Raw genomic sequence first — 20399 nt, forward strand, 5'->3', positions numbered from 1 at the left:
GCGGAAACACCTATCAATAGGCGTTTCCGCTTTTAATATAGGCCAGGAAGTCTCGGACGATATTCTTATCCGATACGGCGCTAAGTGTACGGGAACCGACGACGTCCTCGATTTCGTTGAACAGCAAACCGCCTTCTGTATCGAGAAGAAAATCGATTCCAGCCATGCCAAACCGGAAATAGTCAGTCATTTGATTGATCCGTTTTTTATCTTTCTCCCGCAGCACATACCAGGAAGCCGAGCCTCCAAGCTTATAATTAGCTCGGAAGTCTGTTTCGTTTTCCCGAAGCACGGCACCAATAATGTGTTTCCCTATGACAAACACTCGTACATCTTTTCCAAGTTGTACGTTTTTGGCGGACTGAAAAATAAAGTCACTTCCGGTCGGCCATTGCTCCTGTAATTGGTTCCATGATGAACTATCTTTCACCAATTTGACCTGCTTTCCACCCCGTCCGCCAGTATCTTTTATAACGAAGGGGAATGTCAGAGGGGGCTCATCCGGCAAACTGTCTGTATTGGCTGCAAAAATGGTATCCGCTGTCGGTATCCCTAATTTGCTCACATGAAAATGGGTTTGTGCTTTGTTATTGCAAATTGCCGCTGTTTCAGACGGGTTATAAACGGTAACACCCAGGGACTCTAGTTGCATACTTAGCATCGGATCAATCGTTCGTACAACAGCAAAATCAGGCCATTCAGCCGGTTTATTCTGAAAAAGAATCGTTCGTTTGTTCTTGAAAACACCTACTGTCATGTCTTCTCTGCGAATGAAATGCAGGTTGATACGCTGCAACCGTGCTTCTTTCAAAAACCATTCGATAAATGATTTGTTCTGTTTTGCATCAGCGTCATTGTAGATTAGCCACCCTTGCAAAGCAGCACCTCATTTCATTTTTTTGCGGATGTCATCAATCATGAAATCAGCAATATTAATTCCCGTACAGTCGTACATACTCCGAATATGAGCGTTGGAATTGACTTCGCAAATAATCGGCCGGTCTTGCTCGCCAAACAACAAATCCACCCCGGCAAAATCGGCACCTATCGCTTTCGTTGCTGCAATGGCGAGCTGTTGTTCGTTTTCGGATGGATGATATGGCTGCATCGTCCCCCCGGCGGTGACGTTTGCTCGGAAGTGATTGAATGCCTGTCGTTTCATGGCTGCAGCAACATGATCACCGACAACATGCAACCGCATATCCTTGCCATAACTGGACGCGACAAATTCCTGCAGCATAAACGGTTTTCCCTGCATGTCATGTATTTTGGCAAAAAGTTCTGCTTCGGTGGATACCATATGAACTTGTTCCCCGAATGATCCGAATGCTTCCTTTACAATCATAGGTAGTCCCAGCTGTTCAATTGCCGCCTTATAGTCCGTTGCGCTTATATCTGTTGTACGATGAAACGCCTTTGGTGCAGCAATCGTTTTAGGAATGGATAATCCGTTGACAGCAAACCTTTGGTACGAGGCGATTTTATCGTCGCTGCGGGCGATCGCCTCTGCACTGTTAAAAAGCCGGACTCCCAACCACTCGAGCTGCCTTGCCAAATAAATATCTTTATCCGCAAACACTGCGAAATGCGGTAATTCAGCTTGTTTGATGTGGAGCAATCCTATGGAATCGGTCTCCATAACGCTAAGCAATTCATCATTGCGGTATATGTCTATGGAAATGTGTTGTTCAGCGGCAGCCTGCTGTATTGTTTCAGCAAAATCTAGAAACTTATTTCCTTCCAGGTACCCGTTATAAATGACCCAGCCATGCAGATTCAATTGCTTTCGTCCTTTCTTTAATTTAATCATTGCTGCTATAATAAACACATTGCCAACACAATTGCGGCTAGTAAGGTAATACATCAATTTAGAAAAAGCGGTGTCAATATGTTCAGTTATTATTATCAAGTGGAGACCTTTTTCCATGATCGTAAACAACTTGGAATGAAACCCGGCCTGGACCGAACTCAGCAATTGCTTCAATATCTCGGCAACCCGCAAAAGCAGGTCGAAGCGGTTCACGTTGCAGGAACAAATGGCAAAGGGTCAACGGTACAGTATATCAAAAGCGGATTAATGGCAAACAACGTCCGTGTTGGGGTGTTTCAGTCGCCAAGCATGGATGGGATCAAAGGTCATATTTCGTTGGGTCATCATTATATTCCGGAAGAAACCATCATATCATTAATGAATCAGTTATATCCATGTATTAAGCAGATGGATCAGAAGCACCATGCACCAACGATGTTTGAAATTATAACCGCAATCGCTTTTGTTTATTTTAAAGATCATGCCGATATTGCGATCATCGAGGCTGGCATGGGCGGCCGCTATGATACAACGAATTGTTTTCAACCACTTATAGCCATTATAACAAATGTTGAAAAAGATCATACGGCATTTTTAGGAGATACGATAGAAAAGATAGCGTGGCATAAGGCAGGAATCATCCAGGAAAACAAACCGATTATTACCGGGGAAATAACGGAAGAAGCATATAACAGCATCGTTGCAGAGGCGCAACAGAAGAATGCCCCTATGCTGTCGGCCGGACAAGCATTTCAGACGGAAACAATATATGCTGATAAGCATAACTGGACCTTTCGGTGGAAGGCCGCGCATGAAGGTGTGCTGAATGTCTCTATTAAAGCAAGCGGCAGTCATCAGATCAATAATGCATCTCTTGCCATGATGACACTGTCCATTATGAGACGACGTGGTTTTCAGCTTAATTGGGGTAAAACGTTGCAAGGGTTGGCCACCGCTGTCATCCCAGGGCGGTTTGAATATGTTTGTCAAGACCCCGTTGTTATTGTCGACAGTGCTCATAATCCGGCAGGCGCTCAAGCATTAACAAACACCCTCGCCGTTCAATGTGCCGGTATGAATTGCCACCTTATTTTTGCTGCGTTCAGAGATAAAGACATAAAAGAAATGCTTCGCAGACTGGAGAATCAGTTTGCCACGGTTACACTGACAACCTTTGTTCATCCCCGTGCCGCAAGCACCACAGAGCTGTGTCAATACAGTCAGCGCTCGGACGTTCGACTGATAGATGATTGGAAACAAGCTGTCGACAATGTATATCAATTACAACAAAACAGTTGCTATGTTATAACCGGATCGCTACATTTTATTGCCAGTGTAAGGAAATATTTTGAAGGATGAGCTGATAGGAGATTAATGTAGTTTAAAAGGAATGGTTGTGTGATTTCCGCTTATCATCCAGGATAGCCGGTATTTTTCGTGAATGGAAATAGCACTGTTATATTATGTTGAAAGATTTTTTGAGAGTTTGACAATAATCGCCTTACTTTTTGTTTTGCCTGTGCTAGGCTTGACCAAACTGATGCATAGGAGGAAATCGGTTTGGTCAAAAAGAACCTATTTGTTTGGATGGATGGTCAAAAAGCTAGACTGAAGAACAAACATGCCAGTCCGGATAAAAAATATACCATTAAAGAATTTAACAGGGAACAAGCAGCATCGATTGACGACTCCGATATCCCCGAGTTGGTAAAACGAAAAGGTGTTGATGGGAACGATAGTTATTATTCTAGCCGCAAATCCAAGCTGAAGCCATTCAAGCCTCTATTGCTTGCGTCCATATCAGCTATTATCATCGGGTCATTCCTCGGTATTGTTATGCTGCAATTGTTCGTGGACATTGATAAAAGAATGAGTCAGCAAAACGCCTCCATACCAATGGCTGATGATAATGATAAGAAAAATGAAACAGAACAGATGGAAACAGCAACAATAGAATCGCAAACCGCATTTGTATTGCAGGCAGGGAAATTCACTGAAAAACCAAATGCGGATAAAATGGCAAAAGCGTTTCAGCAGGCAGGATTTGCAGCTATGATCTGGAAAAAAAACGACTCCTTTTTTGTGCTCTCAGGCATCGCTGAAACGGAAGAGCATGCTTCTCATCTGGCTGATACGATGACCGATAAAGGTTTGAAAGTATATGTGAAACCATGGAAGACATCCGAAAAAGAAACGCGCCTGCAGCAAGCTGAAAAGAAATGGTTGCAGACGTATCGCACGCAATGGAACAAGGCGCTGGAAACCGTCAGCAAAGGAAATAATGTAGCCGCTGAAGGATGGAAAGGCGTCGTTGGAGCCATCCCCGAAAAACAGGAACATATTAAAGATCTCACATCTTCAGTAAAAAAAGCATATGAAAACATGAAAAAGACGGATAAATGGAAGGATCATGCGCAGGTGCTGCGATTATGGAAACAGTTTCATCAAACCGTTACAAACTAATTATACGGAAGGCGGAAAAACAAACATTAAGGTATTTTTCAAAATAGATGGTTGCTTAAAATGCATTATCAGCTGGGTGAAAAATAACTTTTTGTTTGTTTCAATTGGTCAAAACGATTTTTTTGCCATTTGTTCCCCCGAAGCGAAATGGGTACGATGGACGTATCATAGCTAAGGGAGGACCGTGTATGGAACCTACGTCTATTATGATCAAAGATGTTCCAAAAGAAGATAGGCCGCGTGAACGATTGGTGTCAGTTGGCCCTGGTCATTTATCTAATCAAGAACTTCTGGCAATACTAATTGCAAGTGGTACGAAAGATGAGTCAGTTATGGTGTTGGCTAACCGGGTATTAATGCATTTTGAAGGAATTAATTTGCTTAAAGATGCAACCATTGAAGAATTGACAGCGATCAAAGGCATAGGCGGAGCAAAAGCTGTTTTGCTTCTTGCTGCCATGGAATTGGGACGCCGTATGAATCGATTGCAACCGAATGAACGATATGTTGTTCATTCCCCGGAAGATGGGGCGGATTATATCATGGAGGAAATGCGCGGATTGAATCAGGAACATTTTGTTGTACTGTTTCTCAATACAAAAAATCAAATTATCCATAGACAGACAATGTTTATTGGAAGTCTGAATGCTTCAATCGTACATCCACGTGAGATATTCCGGGAGGCTGTTAAACGATCGGCTGCTTCCATCATTTGTGCGCATAACCATCCTTCAGGCGACCCCGCTCCTTCCCAGGAAGATGTTCATGTGACAAGACGGCTGGTTGAGTCCGGGAAAATGATCGGCATTGATCTTTTAGACCATTTGGTTATTGGAGATAGAAAATTTGTCTCATTGAAAGAAAAGGGGTATCTATAACACTATCTATGGATGCGATAACTCTTAATAAGATAAAAACATCAAAATATGATACTTCAATCACTATCCAATTTTGGATTTTTACCGTATAATTAAATAGACATTGTCCATAAGCGCCAGTTTTCAGCCTGTGATTGAAATTGGCGCTTTCTACTTTGGTATACATACCATTATTTACTTTGCTGTGGAAGATGGTAAAATAGCTGACGACATAGAGACTGCTTCAGCGAATGGTGGAAAGCCATTGCCATAAATGAATTGCTGCTTGGAAAGGAAGATTGTTTTGGGAAAAATCAGCTTGTCGCAAGATTTAGGAATCGATTTAGGAACCGCAAACACCCTTGTTTTTGTTAATGGTAAGGGAGTCGTTGTGCGGGAGCCGACAGTTGTGGCGAAAAATATCCAAACAGATGACGTGGAGGCTGTGGGCAGTTCAGCACATAATATGATCGGACGAACACCGGGGAATATTTCCGTGGTGCGTCCATTAAAAGATGGCGTTATTGCCGATTACGACACCACCGCCATTATGATGAAATATTTTATTAAAAAAGCCATGCGCATCAGGTCCTTTTTAGCCAGAAAACCGAATGTGATGATTTGCGTCCCATCCGGAATTACTATGGTAGAAGAACGGGCAGTTGTGGATGCGACGAAACAAGCTGGCGCGAAAGAAGCCTTTCCAATTGCGGAACCGTTCTCAGCGGCTATCGGTGCCGGACTTCCAGTATGGGAACCAACAGGCAGTATGATTGTTGATATTGGCGGGGGAACAACAGAGGTGGCAGTTATTTCCCTGGGCGGCGTTGTGACAAGCAAATCGGTTCGTACAGCCGGTGATGAAATGGATGACTCCATTACAAATTATATTCGAAGACACTATAATCTGATGATTGGTGAACGTTCCGCGGAATCCATTAAAATGGATATCGGTGTTGCTGGCGAAGTTGTGGAAAATGTCGAAATAGATATTAGAGGTCGTGATTTGTTGACAGGACTGCCGAAAACCATCACCATTACATCCGGAGAGATTGCAGTTTCATTGCGAGATACGGTTGAATCGATTGTTGAAGCTGTCAAAGACACTTTGGAAAAAACACCACCGGAGTTGGCTGCTGACATCATGGATCGCGGAATTGTCTTATCCGGCGGAGGGGCCTTGTTGCAAAATTTGGACAAGGTCATTAGTGAGGAAACAGAAATGCCCGTATTTGTAACGGATGATCCACTCGAAAGTGTTGCAAACGGAACAGGTAAATCATTGGAATATATCCAACATTTTCGGTCCCATCCGAATGTTTCCTCCCAGTCGATGTTCGAATAAGTAGGTGTACCTATGCCATTTTTTCATAAAAAAAGATTGTTTATATTTTTAATAGGATTTATTATTCTCGTTGCCTTGATTGGATTTTCTCTGCGTGATAGAGAAAATCCGACTAGTGTCGAACAATTTGTAAAAGACGCTGTTGGATGGACTCAAGGTCTTGTGCATGCCCCGATTGATTATGTTACAACTGTTTTTGACAATATAGACGATCTTCAGGACACTTTTCACGAAAACCAGGTGCTGAGAGAAAAGATAGCGGAATACAAAGGATTGTTTTATGACGTGCAGAAGCTGGAAGAGGAAAATGCTGAACTTCGTGACTTATTGGAAAAAGCCAATTCCATTCGATCTTACATACCAATTCAAGCCTCGGTTATTTCCAGATCACCGGAGCAGTGGATGGAAAAAGTAACGATTAATAAAGGAAATCAGGATGGTATTAAAAAAAACATGGCTGTTATTACAGCGAAGGGTATGATTGGTAAAATAGAAACACGTTCGAAATTCACGTCGACAGTGAAGTTACTGACGGGATTTGATCAATTCAATAGAATTTCTGCAACAATCGCCCGCGAAGATGACAGTGATATACACGGCATGATTGAAGGGTATAATCAAACATCAGAAAAACTTGTGTTTAAAATTATAGAGTCATCTGATTCAGACTTGAAAAAAGGTGAATTGGTGTCTTCCTCCGGTATGGGCGGATTATTTCCTTCAGGGCTGCCCATAGGAAAAGTGACAGACGTGAAACCGGATCAGTATGGACTGACACGAACCGCGTTTGTGGAGCCTGTAGCGGATATGTACGAAATTGATCATGTCATTGTTGTAGACCGTGAGCATGATACAGGTAACCAAAGCGGCTCCGGAAAGGATGTAACATCATGAGAAGAATCGTGATTCCAATCTTGCTTTTCCTCTTACTTGTATTGGAAGGCGTGGCACTTGATCTTCTCCCCGCATCGCTTGTCCGTCACGAATGGCAGCTTGTTCCACATTGGGTGTTGATTTTTTTAACCCTGAAAATCATGTTGTTCGACAAGGAAGACACCAATATATCTGTCATCCACGGGCTTATCTTCGGTCTTCTAATTGATGTCGTTTATACGGGGATACTGGGTGTTTATATGTTCAGCTACGGGATCGTTGTTTATTTGCTTTACGGACTGTCACGACTATTGCATGCCAACGTTTATACAACCATTCTGCTCAGTGTCATCGGAGTGGCTGTTGCTGATATGGTGATTAATATTCTATTTTCAGCTTCAGGGATAACGGATTTAATCTGGGGCCAATATTTGCTGTACCGTATGCTACCGACAGTTTTAGCCAACGTATTCTTTTTGTTAGTGTTGTACCCATTATTAGCCAAATGGCTGGAAAAATGGAAAGCGGAACGTTTCTCCAAAAGTTCCGCCTATTTTTAATGGTAATGTCAATGGAATGATTGGGGGAAACATCGTGCTTGATTCGAAACAGATGATTACAATTAAAGGAACAAAGGAAGGATTGACATTATTTATTGATGATCACAGTTCATTTGAGGATGTACTGAGCGAACTCAGTGATAAACTCTCGGAATACAGGCCCAAAAAAGATGAGCCTGTTGTTCCCGTTACCGTTAAACTGGGCGATCGCTATTTGAGTGATGATCAAAAAAGACAAATAAGTGAACAGTTAAGTTCCAAAAACAGCTTTGTTATCCAATCATTTGATTCTAATGTTGTCCACCGCGACGAAGCCTTAACATGGAAAAAGGAAAGTGATATCAAAGTTGTCAATCGAATTGTGCGTTCCGGTCAAGTGTTTGAATATGTCGGTGATTTATTATTGGTGGGCGATATTAATCCTGGGGGCAAGGTTATTGCAACAGGAAATGTTTTTATTATGGGGAGTTTGCATGGTATTGCCCACGCCGGATCGAACGGTGATCGTGATGCGGTGATTGCTGCATCATTTATGAAACCGAATCAACTCCGAATTGCCGACTATATCAGCCGCGCTCCGGACTATGATGCAGAAGGCATTTATATGGAATGCGGACTTATTGACGAAAAAGAGGATAAAATCGTGATTGACCGGTTGCAAGTTCTTTCACATAAACGGAAGGATATAAACGGGTTCGAAAGGAGAATGCTTAATGGGTGAAGCCATTGTGATCACTTCTGGTAAAGGAGGCGTAGGCAAAACGACGACAACTGCAAATATTGGTACTGCTCTCGCCTTGATGGAGAAAAAGGTTTGCCTGATCGATACAGATATAGGCCTCCGAAATCTTGATGTCATTATGGGGCTTGAAAATCGGATTATTTACGATATCGTCGACGTTATGGAACAACGTTGCAAACTCAAACAAGCATTGATCAAGGATAAACGATTTGATGACTTGGCGCTTCTGCCCGCTGCACAGACGAGTGAAAAGACGTCTATCACTATGGATGGAATGATGGCCATCATCAGTGAATTGAAACAAGACTATGACTATATTATTATTGATTGTCCCGCCGGTATCGAACAAGGGTTCCAAAATGCTGTGGCAGGGGCCGACAAAGCGATGGTTATAACAACACCGGAAAAGTCGAGTGTCCGGGATGCCGATCGTATTGTCGGATTATTGGAAAATGAATCGATTGACCCGCCAAAACTGGTTATCAACCGGATCCGGAATCATATGATGAAAAATGGGGACATGATGGATATAGATGATATTATTCAAATTCTCTCCATTGATCTTATTGGCATTGTCATGGATGACGATGAAGTGATCAAGGCTTCGAACAATGGTGAACCTATTGCACTTGAAGGAAATTTAAAAGTATCTATTGCCTATAGAAACATAGCCCGGCGAATATTGGGGGAGACAGTACCATTACAATCCTTGGAAGAAGACAAAGGAATGTTGAAAAAGGTTAAGCATTTTCTGGGCATACGGTCTTGAGCGACAAGTAAAAAGTACAGCAGAGTTCGGTTGAATGCTAATGAATCATTCGCTCGTCCATCATAGTTCGCAAACTTATCTCATATACTCGTACAAACGTGTGATAAGGGTTGTGAGATAAATGAGTAAAGGGATCAACAAAGTCAGAAAATCTATTAACCGCCGTAAAAGATTGCGGGGACCAACGTCTGATGAACGGGCGGATAAACAGTTATTATCGACGTCCTTTCCACAAGAAGAGGAAAAACACGGTTATTTTCCTGTGTTCACAGATCGTTCATCATTATCTCCGAAAAACAAAGACCGCAATATTTCCGGCATTGTCCTGAAAGGCATGCTGTCGGTGATGCTTTTCTTTGCTGCGGCTTTATTATTCGGAACAGACCATCCTATGCTGTCTAAACCGAAACAATGGACGGAAAATGCATTGACGGAAGAATTTCCATTTGCACGCGTGAATCAATGGTACCAGGAAACATTCGGTGCACCGTTGGCATTAACACCTGACGGTAACCAGACAAAGGATCAAGAACAAGCACTCGCATTTCCGGTTAACGGAAGTGTTTCTGAAACGTTCCAGGCGAATGGCACAGGCGTTATGCTGTCACCTGAGACGACATCTAAAGTTTCCGCATTACAGGGCGGTGTCGTTATATTCGCTGGAAATGATAAACAAAAAGGGAAAAAAGTTATCGTTCAGCATGCTGACAACAGTCAAACAGTTTACGGTCATTTAAATGCTATCGATGTTCATTTGTACCAATTTATTAAGGACGGACAAGCCCTGGGGACTTTTAATCCCAATAACGGCAGCAAAAATGTTTATTTTGCCATTGAAAAAGAAGACGCATATGTGGATCCTGTTCAGGTGATTAAAGTTGACGACGCTTCGTAAACTGCTGCCGTCCATTCATATACATCCTGTGCTGCTCGTGTTTATTATCATTTCTTTTTTAACAGGAACATTTGTGGAATTAATGACAATATTAAGCATTGTTGTTGTTCATGAATTCGGTCATTTTATCATGGCAAGCATCTTTCGCTGGCGGATACGAGGTATTATTTTGTGGATATTCGGTGGAGTGATGGATACAGACGAACATGGAACAAGACCGCTTCATGAGGAAGTGTTGGTTACCATTGCAGGCCCAATGCAGCACGTATGGATTTATATCATTCTGTTTCTGCTCTCCGGTAATCAGTTCGTTCCTGCTGGAATGATAGATATCGCTTTCTTTTACAATACGGTTATATTGCTGTTTAATTTGTTACCAATATGGCCACTCGATGGAGGGAAACTGGTCTTTCTGATTATGTCGGCGTTTTTCCCTTATCGCCAGGCGTATTATTCCATTATTTTATTTTCGTTGTGTTTGAATGTTTTGCTTATCGTTTTGCTATTGTCGGCTGTTCCGTTTACATTGAGTGCATTTTTGTTGTTTTCCTTTCTGACCATGGATAACCGAAAAAACTGGAAGGAACGATCGTATGTGTTTATGCGATTCCTTCTGCGCAGGTATCAAGGTGACATAAATGTAACACACACCGGTTTTATAGAAGTCTCTTGCTACGGCTTATTGATGGATGTGTTCCATAAGTTTTACCGGGATAAACAGCATACGATTCATGTCATATTTCCTGGGGGTATCCGTCAATCCATTAATGAAATGGATTGTTTACACAACTATTTCTATAAACGTCAGTACGATAAGCCAATGGGGGAAATCATGCGCCATATATCATGATGATTTATGTGCCGTTTATTGACACAGCCACCCGATCATGATATTATCTACACGTTATTTATCGTAGCACCAATGCTACAACCGCTCAGCAACAGGCTCATAAATCCTTGTCTGTACGGGGATGCCTGTGATGGCGAGTCTTGGTCATTAGGGAGGTGCAAGTATGTACGCAATCATTGAAACAGGCGGTAAACAAGTAAAGGTTACCGAGGGACAAGAAGTTTATATCGAAAAAATGAACGCAGACGCTGACGAATCTGTTACATTTGATAACGTCCTTCTTATCGGTGGGGACGATGTGAAAGTCGGTTCTCCATATGTTGATGGCGCTTCGGTTACAGCGAAAGTGGAAAAACATGGACGTCAAAAGAAGATTAATGTATTCAAGTACAAGCCGAAGAAAAACTATCAGCGTAAACAAGGACATCGCCAGCCGTATACCAAAGTAGTCATTGATCAAATCAATGGATAAGCAGGTATCGGTATGATTTATGTCGATATATATCGTCAACATAGTCAAATAAAACAGTTTACAGTAACCGGTCATGCCAAAAGCGGACCATATGGCTATGATTTAGTCTGTGCTGGAGTTTCAGCCGTAACATTTGGTTCTGTGAACGCGATAATGGAGTTGGGTGAAATGGACTTGCCAATCGAGCAGGGTGGTGAAGGTGGCTTTCTTCGCGTTACCGTTCCACAGAAAGTAACCGTTGATGCGATGAAAAAAGCCCAAACTTTGTTGGAAGGAATGGTTATTTCACTCAAGACAATTGAAAAAGAATACGGCGAGAATATTTATATTCACGACTAAAAAGGAGGTGCAATAGGATGCTACGTCTCGATTTGCAGTTTTTTGCTCAGAAAAAAGGTACTGGAAGCACGAAAAACGGCCGTGACTCAGAATCAAAACGCTTGGGTGCCAAGCTTGCAGATGGTCAGTTTGCAACTGGTGGATCGATTATTTTTCGTCAACGCGGTACGAAAATATATCCAGGAATGAACGTGGGTCGCGGAGGCGATGATACGTTATTCTCCAAAATTGACGGAGTTGTTAAATTCGAACGCATGGGCCGCCATCGTAAAAAAGTAAGTGTTTATCCGGTTGCTAAAGAAGCATAAGCTTAATAAGCGGAAAGAACAGACTCCAGTCATGTTTGGCTGGGGTTTTTGTATGATATTGGGACGGTTTTGGTATCATTTTTTCGTTGGTGGTTTTGTTTGCAAACAACTGGACCCATGAGTATGAGTCATGAGTCGAAGGGGGAAACCATGGAGGAACAGGATGTCATACAGTTGCTGCGACGGTATCGGCATGATGTATTGAATCAGCTCCAGGTTGTGGATGGCTATTTGAGTATGGAGAAATTGGAAAAAGCGAGAGCGAAACTAAAGGATTACACCCAACAATTACAGGAAGAAAGCAAACTGGTAAACTTGAATGCTCCTTTTTTTGCCTTATATGTTTTTCAATGGGATACATTTCATCCCAACTTTCGTTTAACCTATTCGATACATACGAAAAACAGGGATTTACAGTATATGGATTCGTTGCTGGTGAAATGGTGTAACGCTATCATGCACTCGGCAGAAAGCAAGGCTGATGTTTCGAAACTGTATGACATACATGTGCTTATTGATGACAACGATGAAGATATGCTGCAATTGAGATGGCTGATAACCGGCACATTTGCGGATTTACCGGCATTAAAGGATATGTTAAATAATATCGGACAAACGGTAAAAGCCATTGAACACGACAATGGCTTATTATGCACCGCAGACATTCCGTGTAAATGAGGTGACAAAATGTTTGTAGATCAGGTTAGTGTTTACGTAAAAGCGGGAGATGGCGGTGACGGACTTGCCGCTTACAGACGGGAGATATATGTTCCTAAGGGTGGTCCGGCCGGTGGAGATGGTGGTCATGGCGGTGATGTTATTTTTAAAGTTGATGAAGGCTTGAATACGCTGATGGATTTTCGTTATAACCGTCATTTCAAAGCCAAGCGTGGAGAAAATGGCATGAGCAAAAATAAGCATGGAAAAAATTCAGATCCACTTGTCGTCGCCGTTCCCCCTGGTACGACTGTAATGGATTCTGAAACAGATGACGTGCTGGCTGATCTGACGACGCATCAGCAAGAAGCGGTCATTGCCAAAGGCGGTCGGGGCGGACGTGGGAATACACGGTTCGCAACACCCAGAAATCCTGCTCCAGAATTGTCTGAAAACGGAGAGCCCGGTCAAGAACGGACAATTAAAGTGGAATTGAAAGTAATAGCAGATGTTGGCTTGGTTGGTTTTCCAAGTGTCGGCAAGTCCACCCTTTTATCCACTATAAGTGCAGCAAAACCTAAAATCGCTGATTACCATTTTACAACGTTGGCGCCCAATCTCGGGGTCATTGATACACAAGATCAGCGAAGTTTTGTTATTGCTGATTTACCCGGCTTGATGGAAGGTGCGCATGAAGGCGTCGGTCTTGGTTATCAATTTTTGCGTCATATTGAACGGACAAGAGTTATTTTGCATGTTGTGGACATGGCCGGTACTGAAGAACGTGACCCGTATGCTGATTGGGTGAAAATAAATCAGGAACTGGAAGCATATGATCCTAAGCTGATGGAACGGCCGCAAATTATCGCTGCCAATAAAATGGATATGCCCGGTGCTGAGGAGAACCTTCAAAAATTTAAGGCGACATTACGAAACAATGATTCGGTATATCCGATCTCTGCCGTGACAAAACAAGGACTGCAGGACATGCTGTATGCCATTGCTGATACGCTTGATGATATGCCGGCGCATGCATCCGAACCGGAGGAAGATGCAGATAAGGAGGTTGTCTACCGTTATCATAAGGAGGAAACTCCGTTCACGGTTACAAAGGATCCGGATGGTGCATTTGTTTTATCAGGTCCGCGAGTCGAGAAATTATATAAAATGACCGATTTTACACAGGATGAAGCTGTACAGCGTTTTGCACGACAACTGCGGAAGATAGGTGTGGATGATGAGCTGCGCCAGCGTGGTGCCCAGGACGGGGATATTATACGATTGCTCGAGACAGAGTTTGAATTTATGGATTAACCACAACAGGATTGATCGCAGAGGAGGACGAATTGATGGTGAAAATTGGCTACTTAGGTCCGCGTGGGACATTTACCAAATTGGCCGTTGATACAGCTTTTAATGGGGAAAATAAACAGAGCTTCGGAGCGATTCCGGAGTGCATTGACGCCGTAAATGACCGTCAAATCGATATTGGTGTGGTACCGCTTGAGAATGCCATTGAGGGAACGGTGCAATTAACTGTGGACTATCTGGTTCACCAGGTACGGCTTCCGATTGTTGCCGAGATTGTTGTCCCCATCGAGCAACATCTGCTTGTTACATCCGGTTTCAATGGGGACTTGTCATCTGTTGGTCATGTTTATTCCCATAGCCATGCTATTGCACAATGTCATCAATTTTTGCATGCACACATGCCGGATGCGGAGCTGCATTTCACATCTTCAACCGGGAAAGCAGCCGAAATGGTCAGTCACAGCGATGGTGGTATTGCTGCCATTGGCAACAAACTTGCTGCCAGTGAATACGGGTTGACTATCTATCAGGAAAACATTCATGATTACACAAATAACCATACTAGGTTTGCCGTACTAGCCAGTGATCAAGAAAAGGTTTTCATTGACCATGAGGTGCAGACAGAGAAGACAAGCCTACTGATCACACTTCCGAGTGACTATGCAGGAGCATTATATCAGGTGTTGGCTGCTTTTGCATGGCGAAATATGAATCTTTCCAAAATTGAATCGCGCCCCATGAAAACAGGCCTCGGCAATTATTTTTTCATTGTTGATGTCAATGAATCCTATGACGATGTATTGTTTCCGGGTGTGATCGCTGAGTTGGAAGCACTTGGATGTAATGTCACCATACTTGGTACATATCCGGTTTATCATATGGACATTTAGGCATTTCGTAAATGAAGCATCCATATTAACGGGTGCTTCTTTTTTATGTTTTATTACAGTTCAACTTTTGCCGCTTTGCTGCATATGCTGATAACGTGTGATTAGCCCAAATAGAAATGACAGGGAAAGGAGCCGGAATGGATTTGAAAATTCACATTGTCCAAAAAGGTGACACGTTATGGGAAATAGCGAAGGAGTATGATGTAGATTTTGAACAGGTGAAGAATATGAACCCGCAGCTTTCAAGTCCAGATATGATTATGCCGGGCATGAAGATTAAAATACCCGGTTCATCAAAGCCGGTTAAGACGCATGATACGGACCAGAAACACAAACAAAAACCAACGGAGAAACCATATAAAGATACATCTCCAAAGCCAACGCCTATCATGAAGGAAGATGATGATAAAAAACCAAGCTCCGTCCAACCTCAAGTGCCGAAGCAACAGACAGTGCAAGTGCCTATCATGGAACAAAGCACGGAGCAAGAACAAGACATGGATCAGGAAATAAATCATTACACAACCATTAATCTTCCACAGGTGCCAGCTTATAAAACACCGGAGAAAGCACCGGGGTCACCATCTAAAAAACAAGAAACCATGCCGTATCATCACCCATCACAGCCAGTGCCACAAATGCCGCCACAGCCACAACCGTTTCATGGTCAACCGTTTCCAGGTCCCCCCGCAACCGGAATGGGACCATATACTGGCCAACCCGACTGTGGATGCGGCGGCGCCAAACCAATGTATCACCACCCAGTGTATAAACCGATGCAGCAACCAATGCCGCATAAACCCGTCCATCAGCCTCAACCGAATTATCCCGGTATGCATCATCCCCAACCATATCAACCGATGATGGCCCCGTCAGCAAGCATGGGAATGCCGGCAAAACCAATGCATCATCCGATGACGGCCTATCAAACACATCAACCGCCATGTCCGCCAGCGCAACCAGGTATGAATTTTGGTATTCATGAACCCAAGCCACAGCTCACTTATCCATGTGCGCCGGATACGCATTATCAGCAACCGATGCCGCCAGGTTATAGAGACCCCCAATATGCTGCCTATGGCGATGATGGTGAATCACAGGGGCATGCGTAACTAAAACACAAAGGTACCATTAGTCGGCTTATAATGATTTAATCATCCGGAAAAAATATACGTCTTCAGTGTGAAAAAGCGGGTAAGACGTCACCATTCTTTTTAAATAATACAGTAAACATGATATGATTAACACAGAAACGAACCAAACAAGGGTGATGATTGTGGAAAAAATGATTGATGATATCGTGCAATGGCTGCGATCGGCTGTATATGATGCCGGTGTCAACGGTTTGGTGATCGGTGTGAGCGGCGGACTCGACTCAGCTGTTATTGCTCATCTTATCCAACGGGCTTTTCCGGATGATTCATTAGCTATTATAATGCCGCTTAACAATCATTCCGAGGATGTACAACATGCGGAAAGAGTGATCGAAACAAGTGGCATCAACCATTTGACTGTTGATCTGACGGAGACACACCAGATAATGTATGGTCACATACAGGAAAAATTGCAACAAAAAGAGGCTTTCCGATCTGAGCGTGACCAGATGTCCGATGCGAATTTGCGTGCGCGCCTGCGGATGAGCACCCTTTATACGGTTGCCTCCCATTACGGATATTTGGTTACAGGTACTGACAACGCTGCGGAATGGTATACAGGTTATTTCACCAAATATGGGGATGGCGGTGTGGATATATTGCCCCTTGTTGAATTTTTGAAGCGTGAAGTAAAAGAAATGGGGCAGTATTTGGGCGTGCCGCAGGAAATTCTGGCAAAACAGCCGAGCGCTGACCTTTGGGAAGGGCAAACGGATGAAAAGGAAATGGGGACAACGTATGCAACCATTGATGCTTATCTGAACGGGGAAGCCATCCCGGATAAGGATAAGCACATCATCGAGCGCATGCATCGCCGGACAGCGCATAAACGGAATCCGGCGAAACAGTTCCATCGTACGTTCTAAATTCCTTTAATTAACGGTTGTAAAAATATCTCCTTTATCCAAGCTAAGGATAAGGGAGGAATTCCATGCGAGGAATGAATTGGGTGGTAATACCACTAATGTCGTTCGTTTTGATTGGCTGCGGTACGGACGATGATCGTCAACAAACTCAGGATAACAATGATACACAGCCAATCAATTATGAAACAGAACAGGAACGAAAAGATCGGCAGGGCGTGGAAGATGAAAATATCGGTGAACGTGGCGGATATCCTCAGACGGAACAAAAGAGGCTGAATGATGGCGATGAAAATGCACAAAGCGATTCGTTCACCAATGAAATGTCCATGTCGATTGCTGATCAATTAAAACAAAAGCGTAAAGTGAAACAAGCGCAAGTGGCTGTCGCTGATGACCGTATCGTTGTCGGCGTTATGATCAATGCCTCTGCTCCACCGGATATGCGAGAACGTTTGGAAAAAGAAGTACAGAATATGGTCCCTGAGAAAGAGGTTTATGTCTATACGGATGATATCTTTTGGGATCGTATGCGCAATAAAGATTCCAAGCCGGATCAGTTGAATGGCGATATGGAAGAATTTATGCGAGAGTTTTTCAATCGGGACAGGAAAGAAGAAGATTTTTAACAACCGGAAAAATACCCATATGATTAAAGTGTCATGCGTATGGCACTTTTTTTGTACTGTCCTTTGCAGGAATTTCTTTATCCACAAGGCTATATTTGATATAGTGAAAAAGGAAATTCCGGAGAGAGGAGATTGTCCAATGGCTGGTCATTCCAAATGGAACAATATAAAAAAGCGCAAAAATGCACAGGATGCAAAAAAAGGGAAAATTTTTATGCGTCATGCCAAAGAAATCTATACGGCAGCCAAAGAAGGCGATGGGAATCCTGATACCAATGCATCACTGAGACTTGCTGTCGATAAAGCTCGTGCAGATAATATGCCGAATGACAATATTGATCGTGCCATTAAGAAAGCAACCGGTGGCTTGGACGGTGTTCATTATGAGGAAATTACCTATGAAGGATACGGCCCCGGCGGTGTTGCCATTATCGTCCATGTGTTGACCGACAGTAAAAATCGCACTGCGGGGGAAATCCGGCATGCTTTCAAGAAAAATGGCGGCAACCTTGGGGAAAATGGCAGTGTGTCATTTATGTTTGATCGGAAGGGCTACATCGTTGTTGAAGATACGAATGGCACAATTAATGAGGAAGAGATGACGCTTGAAGCCATTGAAGCAGGCGCAGAAGATATCGCTCTGGTGGAAGAGGCTTATGAAATTTATACAGCTCCTGAAGATTTTCAAGATGTGCGCGATTATTTGCGGGAGCATCAATATGAGCTTGCTGAGGCTGAAGTGACCATGTTTCCGCAAACATACGCAAATCCTAATGAAGAAGATATGGAAAAAATGATTCATCTGATTGATATGCTTGAGGACAACGAAGATACACAGGATATCCATCATAACATGGCAACGACAGAGTGACGCTATATACAACGGTTAAAGCATGTGAAACTTCTATTTCCGGCTGAAACAGGAAATGGAAGTTTCTTTCTTTCGTCGAACGGCAATTGTGTTAAAATAGGTAAAAGGGGAAGGTCGAATGATAGCGTATATTCATGGGATGCTTATCAGCGTTCAAACGGAAACGGTGATTGTGGATGTTCAAGGGATAGGTTACGAAATTGTCTGCACGAATCCATTCGCTTTTCAGGCTCACATTAACCAGCCGGTAACGATCAGTACATATCATTATGTTCGCGAAGATACACAAATTCTCTATGGTTTTCAAAACAATGAAGAAAAACAGTTATTCACAAAGCTGATAACCGTCTCGGGTATTGGTCCAAAGGGGGCATTGGCCATCCTTGGAAGCACAGATGCCGGTGGACTTGTGAATGCCATTGAGCGGGAAGATGACTCTTTTTTGGTACGCTTGCCCGGTGTTGGCAAAAAATCAGCCAGGCAAATCATCCTTGACTTGAAAGGGAAAATGCCTGTCATTACAGCGAGTGCCGACAATCATTCGAAGGCAGCGGAAGATGAACATGCTGCGCCGGAGACACTTCAGGAAACGGAAGAAGTCCTGCAATCGCTTGGTTATACGGACAGGGAGATCAGAGCGGTTGCGCCTAGGTTGCGTGAAGAAAACATCACCAATACGGATGAACTGGTGCGCAAAGCATTGGCATTACTAATGGAATAGTGATAAGGTGGGATAATGATGGAAGAACGGATGGTGACAGGGGAGCTGCAGCATGACGAAGACTCGGATGAACGGAGTCTCCGTCCCGCCAATTTGAGCCAGTATATTGGTCAACAAAAGGTGAAAGAAAATCTGAGCATCTTCATTCAAGCGGCCAGAATGCGAGAAGAGGCGCTGGACCATGTGCTCTTATACGGACCTCCGGGACTGGGAAAGACCACCTTGGCATCGATCATTGCCAATGAAATGGGTGTACAGTTCCGTTCGACGTCAGGTCCGGCCATTGAACGCTCCGGTGATCTGGCTGCGATTTTGTCCTCATTGGAACCTGGTGATGTTCTTTTTATTGATGAAATTCATCGGCTACCGAGGTCTGTTGAAGAAATTTTGTATCCGGCCATGGAGGATTTCTTTTTGGATATAGTCATTGGAACCGGTCCGAGTGCACGTTCCGTCCGGATTGATCTGCCGCCGTTCACGCTTGTTGGAGCAACAACAAGAGCCGGTTTGCTATCAGCGCCGCTAAGAGATCGTTTTGGGGTTATGAGCCGCTTGGACTTCTATGATCCGGATGCTTTGTGTGAAATTGTGGGACGCACTGCTGCTATTTTTGAAACAGCCATTACGAATGACGCCTCCGCTGAAATCGCTCGGCGCTCACGTGGGACCCCCCGTATTGCCAACAGGCTTCTGAAACGGGTTCGCGATATTTCCCAAGTAAAAGGTGAGCATCAAGTCAGCCTGTCGACGACAACGCATGCACTGGGAATGCTCCAGGTTGATGAGCAAGGTTTGGATCATATCGATCACATGCTGTTAACAGGCATCATTGATGGTTTTCAAGGAGGCCCGGTTGGGTTGGATACGATTGCTGCAACCATCGGGGAAGAGTCACAGACAATCGAGGACGTTTACGAACCCTATTTGCTGCAGATTGGCTTTATTCAGCGCACACCCAGAGGACGACTGGCAACATCGAAAGCGTACCAGCATCTTGGGTTAAAAAAGGATGACGGCTGA

24 protein-coding genes and 1 other annotated feature are annotated in these 20399 nt (G+C 43.5%); of the genes, 22 read left to right on the forward strand and 2 right to left on the reverse strand.

Translation table 11 applies throughout. The features are described 5' to 3' along the window. Positions 1 to 13: 13 nt before the first annotated feature. Both ACZ5Q7_RS09830 and ACZ5Q7_RS09835 read right to left on the reverse strand, forming a co-directional pair. Positions 14 to 877, reverse strand: a complete 864-nt coding sequence (locus ACZ5Q7_RS09830) for an ATP-grasp domain-containing protein (protein WP_343752641.1) — start codon at positions 875 to 877, stop codon at positions 14 to 16. Positions 878 to 886: 9 nt separating this feature from the next. Next, the gene (locus tag ACZ5Q7_RS09835; protein WP_343752642.1) at positions 887 to 1909 is read right to left on the reverse strand and encodes an ATP-grasp domain-containing protein; all 1023 of its coding nucleotides are present in this window, start codon (positions 1907 to 1909) and stop codon (positions 887 to 889) included. Between ACZ5Q7_RS09835 and ACZ5Q7_RS09840 the strand changes: the two genes are divergently transcribed. The 22 genes from ACZ5Q7_RS09840 to ruvB all read left to right on the forward strand — a co-directional run bounded on the left by ACZ5Q7_RS09840 (position 1889) and on the right by ruvB (position 20399). After that, positions 1889 to 3169, forward strand: a complete 1281-nt coding sequence (locus tag ACZ5Q7_RS09840; protein WP_343752643.1) for a bifunctional folylpolyglutamate synthase/dihydrofolate synthase — start codon at positions 1889 to 1891, stop codon at positions 3167 to 3169. The two genes, ACZ5Q7_RS09835 and ACZ5Q7_RS09840, sit on opposite strands and share 21 nt — an antisense overlap. Positions 3170 to 3370: 201 nt before the next feature. Beyond that, entirely contained in the window at positions 3371 to 4273 is a 903-nt protein-coding gene (locus ACZ5Q7_RS09845; protein ID WP_343752644.1) for an SPOR domain-containing protein, read from the forward strand. Between the two features lie 188 nt (positions 4274 to 4461). Further along, positions 4462 to 5151, forward strand: a complete 690-nt coding sequence (gene radC, locus ACZ5Q7_RS09850; RefSeq protein ID WP_343752645.1) for a RadC family protein — start codon at positions 4462 to 4464, stop codon at positions 5149 to 5151. A gap of 253 nt (positions 5152 to 5404) precedes the next feature. Beyond that, positions 5405 to 6475, forward strand: coding sequence for a rod shape-determining protein (locus tag ACZ5Q7_RS09855; protein ID WP_425542374.1), 1071 nt, complete (start codon positions 5405 to 5407; stop codon positions 6473 to 6475). A gap of 12 nt (positions 6476 to 6487) precedes the next feature. Further along, a complete protein-coding gene (gene mreC, locus ACZ5Q7_RS09860; protein WP_343752647.1) occupies positions 6488 to 7369 on the forward strand; it encodes a rod shape-determining protein MreC in 882 nt (293 codons plus the stop codon). Next, positions 7366 to 7908 carry a rod shape-determining protein MreD gene (gene mreD, locus ACZ5Q7_RS09865; RefSeq protein WP_343752648.1) on the forward strand — a complete coding sequence of 181 codons (543 nt, stop codon included), beginning with the start codon at positions 7366 to 7368 and terminating at the stop codon, positions 7906 to 7908. Before mreC ends, mreD begins: the two co-directional genes overlap by 4 nt. Before the next feature lie 34 nt (positions 7909 to 7942). After that, positions 7943 to 8629: a septum site-determining protein MinC gene (gene minC / locus ACZ5Q7_RS09870; protein ID WP_343752649.1), complete on the forward strand. Its 687-nt coding sequence runs from the start codon at positions 7943 to 7945 to the stop codon at positions 8627 to 8629. Beyond that, positions 8622 to 9419, forward strand: coding sequence for a septum site-determining protein MinD (minD, locus tag ACZ5Q7_RS09875; RefSeq protein WP_343752650.1), 798 nt, complete (start codon positions 8622 to 8624; stop codon positions 9417 to 9419). The genes minC and minD overlap by 8 nt, the downstream gene beginning before the upstream one ends. Positions 9420 to 9540: 121 nt before the next feature. Further along, positions 9541 to 10314 (forward strand): M23 family metallopeptidase, encoded by a 774-nt coding sequence (locus tag ACZ5Q7_RS09880; RefSeq protein WP_343752651.1) that lies wholly within the window; start codon positions 9541 to 9543, stop codon positions 10312 to 10314. Beyond that, entirely contained in the window at positions 10298 to 11164 is an 867-nt protein-coding gene (locus ACZ5Q7_RS09885; protein ID WP_343752652.1) for a site-2 protease family protein, read from the forward strand. The genes ACZ5Q7_RS09880 and ACZ5Q7_RS09885 overlap by 17 nt, the downstream gene beginning before the upstream one ends. 69 nt (positions 11165 to 11233) lie before the next feature. Continuing rightward, positions 11234 to 11315 (forward strand) — a sequence feature (ribosomal protein L21 leader region). 12 nt (positions 11316 to 11327) lie between these two features. Next, entirely contained in the window at positions 11328 to 11636 is a 309-nt protein-coding gene (rplU, locus tag ACZ5Q7_RS09890; RefSeq protein WP_343752653.1) for a 50S ribosomal protein L21, read from the forward strand. Positions 11637 to 11648: 12 nt separating this feature from the next. Then, positions 11649 to 11975: a ribosomal-processing cysteine protease Prp gene (locus tag ACZ5Q7_RS09895; RefSeq protein ID WP_343752654.1), complete on the forward strand. Its 327-nt coding sequence runs from the start codon at positions 11649 to 11651 to the stop codon at positions 11973 to 11975. Between the two features lie 17 nt (positions 11976 to 11992). Continuing rightward, positions 11993 to 12283, forward strand: coding sequence for a 50S ribosomal protein L27 (gene rpmA, locus ACZ5Q7_RS09900; RefSeq protein ID WP_343752655.1), 291 nt, complete (start codon positions 11993 to 11995; stop codon positions 12281 to 12283). A gap of 150 nt (positions 12284 to 12433) precedes the next feature. Continuing rightward, positions 12434 to 12961, forward strand: coding sequence for a Spo0B domain-containing protein (locus tag ACZ5Q7_RS09905; RefSeq protein ID WP_343752656.1), 528 nt, complete (start codon positions 12434 to 12436; stop codon positions 12959 to 12961). A 9-nt stretch (positions 12962 to 12970) separates the two neighbouring features. After that, positions 12971 to 14254 carry a GTPase ObgE gene (gene obgE, locus ACZ5Q7_RS09910; RefSeq protein ID WP_343752657.1) on the forward strand — a complete coding sequence of 428 codons (1284 nt, stop codon included), beginning with the start codon at positions 12971 to 12973 and terminating at the stop codon, positions 14252 to 14254. A 35-nt stretch (positions 14255 to 14289) separates the two neighbouring features. Next, positions 14290 to 15141: a prephenate dehydratase gene (pheA, locus tag ACZ5Q7_RS09915; protein WP_343752658.1), complete on the forward strand. Its 852-nt coding sequence runs from the start codon at positions 14290 to 14292 to the stop codon at positions 15139 to 15141. A 137-nt stretch (positions 15142 to 15278) separates the two neighbouring features. Continuing rightward, entirely contained in the window at positions 15279 to 16253 is a 975-nt protein-coding gene (gene safA, locus ACZ5Q7_RS09920) for a SafA/ExsA family spore coat assembly protein (RefSeq protein ID WP_425542375.1), read from the forward strand. Positions 16254 to 16426: 173 nt separating this feature from the next. Continuing rightward, entirely contained in the window at positions 16427 to 17161 is a 735-nt protein-coding gene (gene nadE / locus ACZ5Q7_RS09925; RefSeq protein WP_425542381.1) for an NAD(+) synthase, read from the forward strand. 65 nt (positions 17162 to 17226) lie between these two features. Further along, complete coding sequence (locus ACZ5Q7_RS09930) at positions 17227 to 17787, forward strand: YhcN/YlaJ family sporulation lipoprotein (RefSeq protein ID WP_343752660.1); 561 nt, start codon at positions 17227 to 17229, stop codon at positions 17785 to 17787. A gap of 139 nt (positions 17788 to 17926) precedes the next feature. After that, positions 17927 to 18658, forward strand: a complete 732-nt coding sequence (locus tag ACZ5Q7_RS09935) for a YebC/PmpR family DNA-binding transcriptional regulator (RefSeq protein WP_343752661.1) — start codon at positions 17927 to 17929, stop codon at positions 18656 to 18658. Between the two features lie 118 nt (positions 18659 to 18776). After that, a complete protein-coding gene (ruvA, locus tag ACZ5Q7_RS09940; protein WP_343752662.1) occupies positions 18777 to 19379 on the forward strand; it encodes a Holliday junction branch migration protein RuvA in 603 nt (200 codons plus the stop codon). A gap of 18 nt (positions 19380 to 19397) precedes the next feature. Next, positions 19398 to 20399, forward strand: coding sequence for a Holliday junction branch migration DNA helicase RuvB (gene ruvB / locus ACZ5Q7_RS09945; protein ID WP_343752663.1), 1002 nt, complete (start codon positions 19398 to 19400; stop codon positions 20397 to 20399).

The organism is Lentibacillus halophilus, assembly GCF_055395055.1.

Excerpts from the sequence above, each read along its gene's own strand:
- ACZ5Q7_RS09840 (WP_343752643.1), top strand. The coding sequence starts at position 1,889 with ATGTTCAGTTATTATTATCAAGTGGAGACCTTTTTCCATGATCGTAAA.
- radC (WP_343752645.1), top strand. The coding sequence starts at position 4,462 with ATGGAACCTACGTCTATTATGATCAAAGATGTTCCAAAAGAAGATAGG.
- ACZ5Q7_RS09855 (WP_425542374.1), top strand. The coding sequence starts at position 5,405 with ATGAATTGCTGCTTGGAAAGGAAGATTGTTTTGGGAAAAATCAGCTTG.
- mreC (WP_343752647.1), top strand. The coding sequence starts at position 6,488 with ATGCCATTTTTTCATAAAAAAAGATTGTTTATATTTTTAATAGGATTT.
- mreD (WP_343752648.1), top strand. The coding sequence starts at position 7,366 with ATGAGAAGAATCGTGATTCCAATCTTGCTTTTCCTCTTACTTGTATTG.
- minD (WP_343752650.1), top strand. The coding sequence starts at position 8,622 with ATGGGTGAAGCCATTGTGATCACTTCTGGTAAAGGAGGCGTAGGCAAA.
- ACZ5Q7_RS09880 (WP_343752651.1), top strand. The coding sequence starts at position 9,541 with ATGAGTAAAGGGATCAACAAAGTCAGAAAATCTATTAACCGCCGTAAA.
- rplU (WP_343752653.1), top strand. The coding sequence starts at position 11,328 with ATGTACGCAATCATTGAAACAGGCGGTAAACAAGTAAAGGTTACCGAG.
- ACZ5Q7_RS09895 (WP_343752654.1), top strand. The coding sequence starts at position 11,649 with ATGATTTATGTCGATATATATCGTCAACATAGTCAAATAAAACAGTTT.
- rpmA (WP_343752655.1), top strand. The coding sequence starts at position 11,993 with ATGCTACGTCTCGATTTGCAGTTTTTTGCTCAGAAAAAAGGTACTGGA.
- ACZ5Q7_RS09905 (WP_343752656.1), top strand. The coding sequence starts at position 12,434 with ATGGAGGAACAGGATGTCATACAGTTGCTGCGACGGTATCGGCATGAT.
- obgE (WP_343752657.1), top strand. The coding sequence starts at position 12,971 with ATGTTTGTAGATCAGGTTAGTGTTTACGTAAAAGCGGGAGATGGCGGT.
- pheA (WP_343752658.1), top strand. The coding sequence starts at position 14,290 with ATGGTGAAAATTGGCTACTTAGGTCCGCGTGGGACATTTACCAAATTG.
- safA (WP_425542375.1), top strand. The coding sequence starts at position 15,279 with ATGGATTTGAAAATTCACATTGTCCAAAAAGGTGACACGTTATGGGAA.
- nadE (WP_425542381.1), top strand. The coding sequence starts at position 16,427 with ATGATTGATGATATCGTGCAATGGCTGCGATCGGCTGTATATGATGCC.
- ACZ5Q7_RS09930 (WP_343752660.1), top strand. The coding sequence starts at position 17,227 with ATGCGAGGAATGAATTGGGTGGTAATACCACTAATGTCGTTCGTTTTG.
- ACZ5Q7_RS09935 (WP_343752661.1), top strand. The coding sequence starts at position 17,927 with ATGGCTGGTCATTCCAAATGGAACAATATAAAAAAGCGCAAAAATGCA.
- ruvA (WP_343752662.1), top strand. The coding sequence starts at position 18,777 with ATGATAGCGTATATTCATGGGATGCTTATCAGCGTTCAAACGGAAACG.
- ruvB (WP_343752663.1), top strand. The coding sequence starts at position 19,398 with ATGGAAGAACGGATGGTGACAGGGGAGCTGCAGCATGACGAAGACTCG.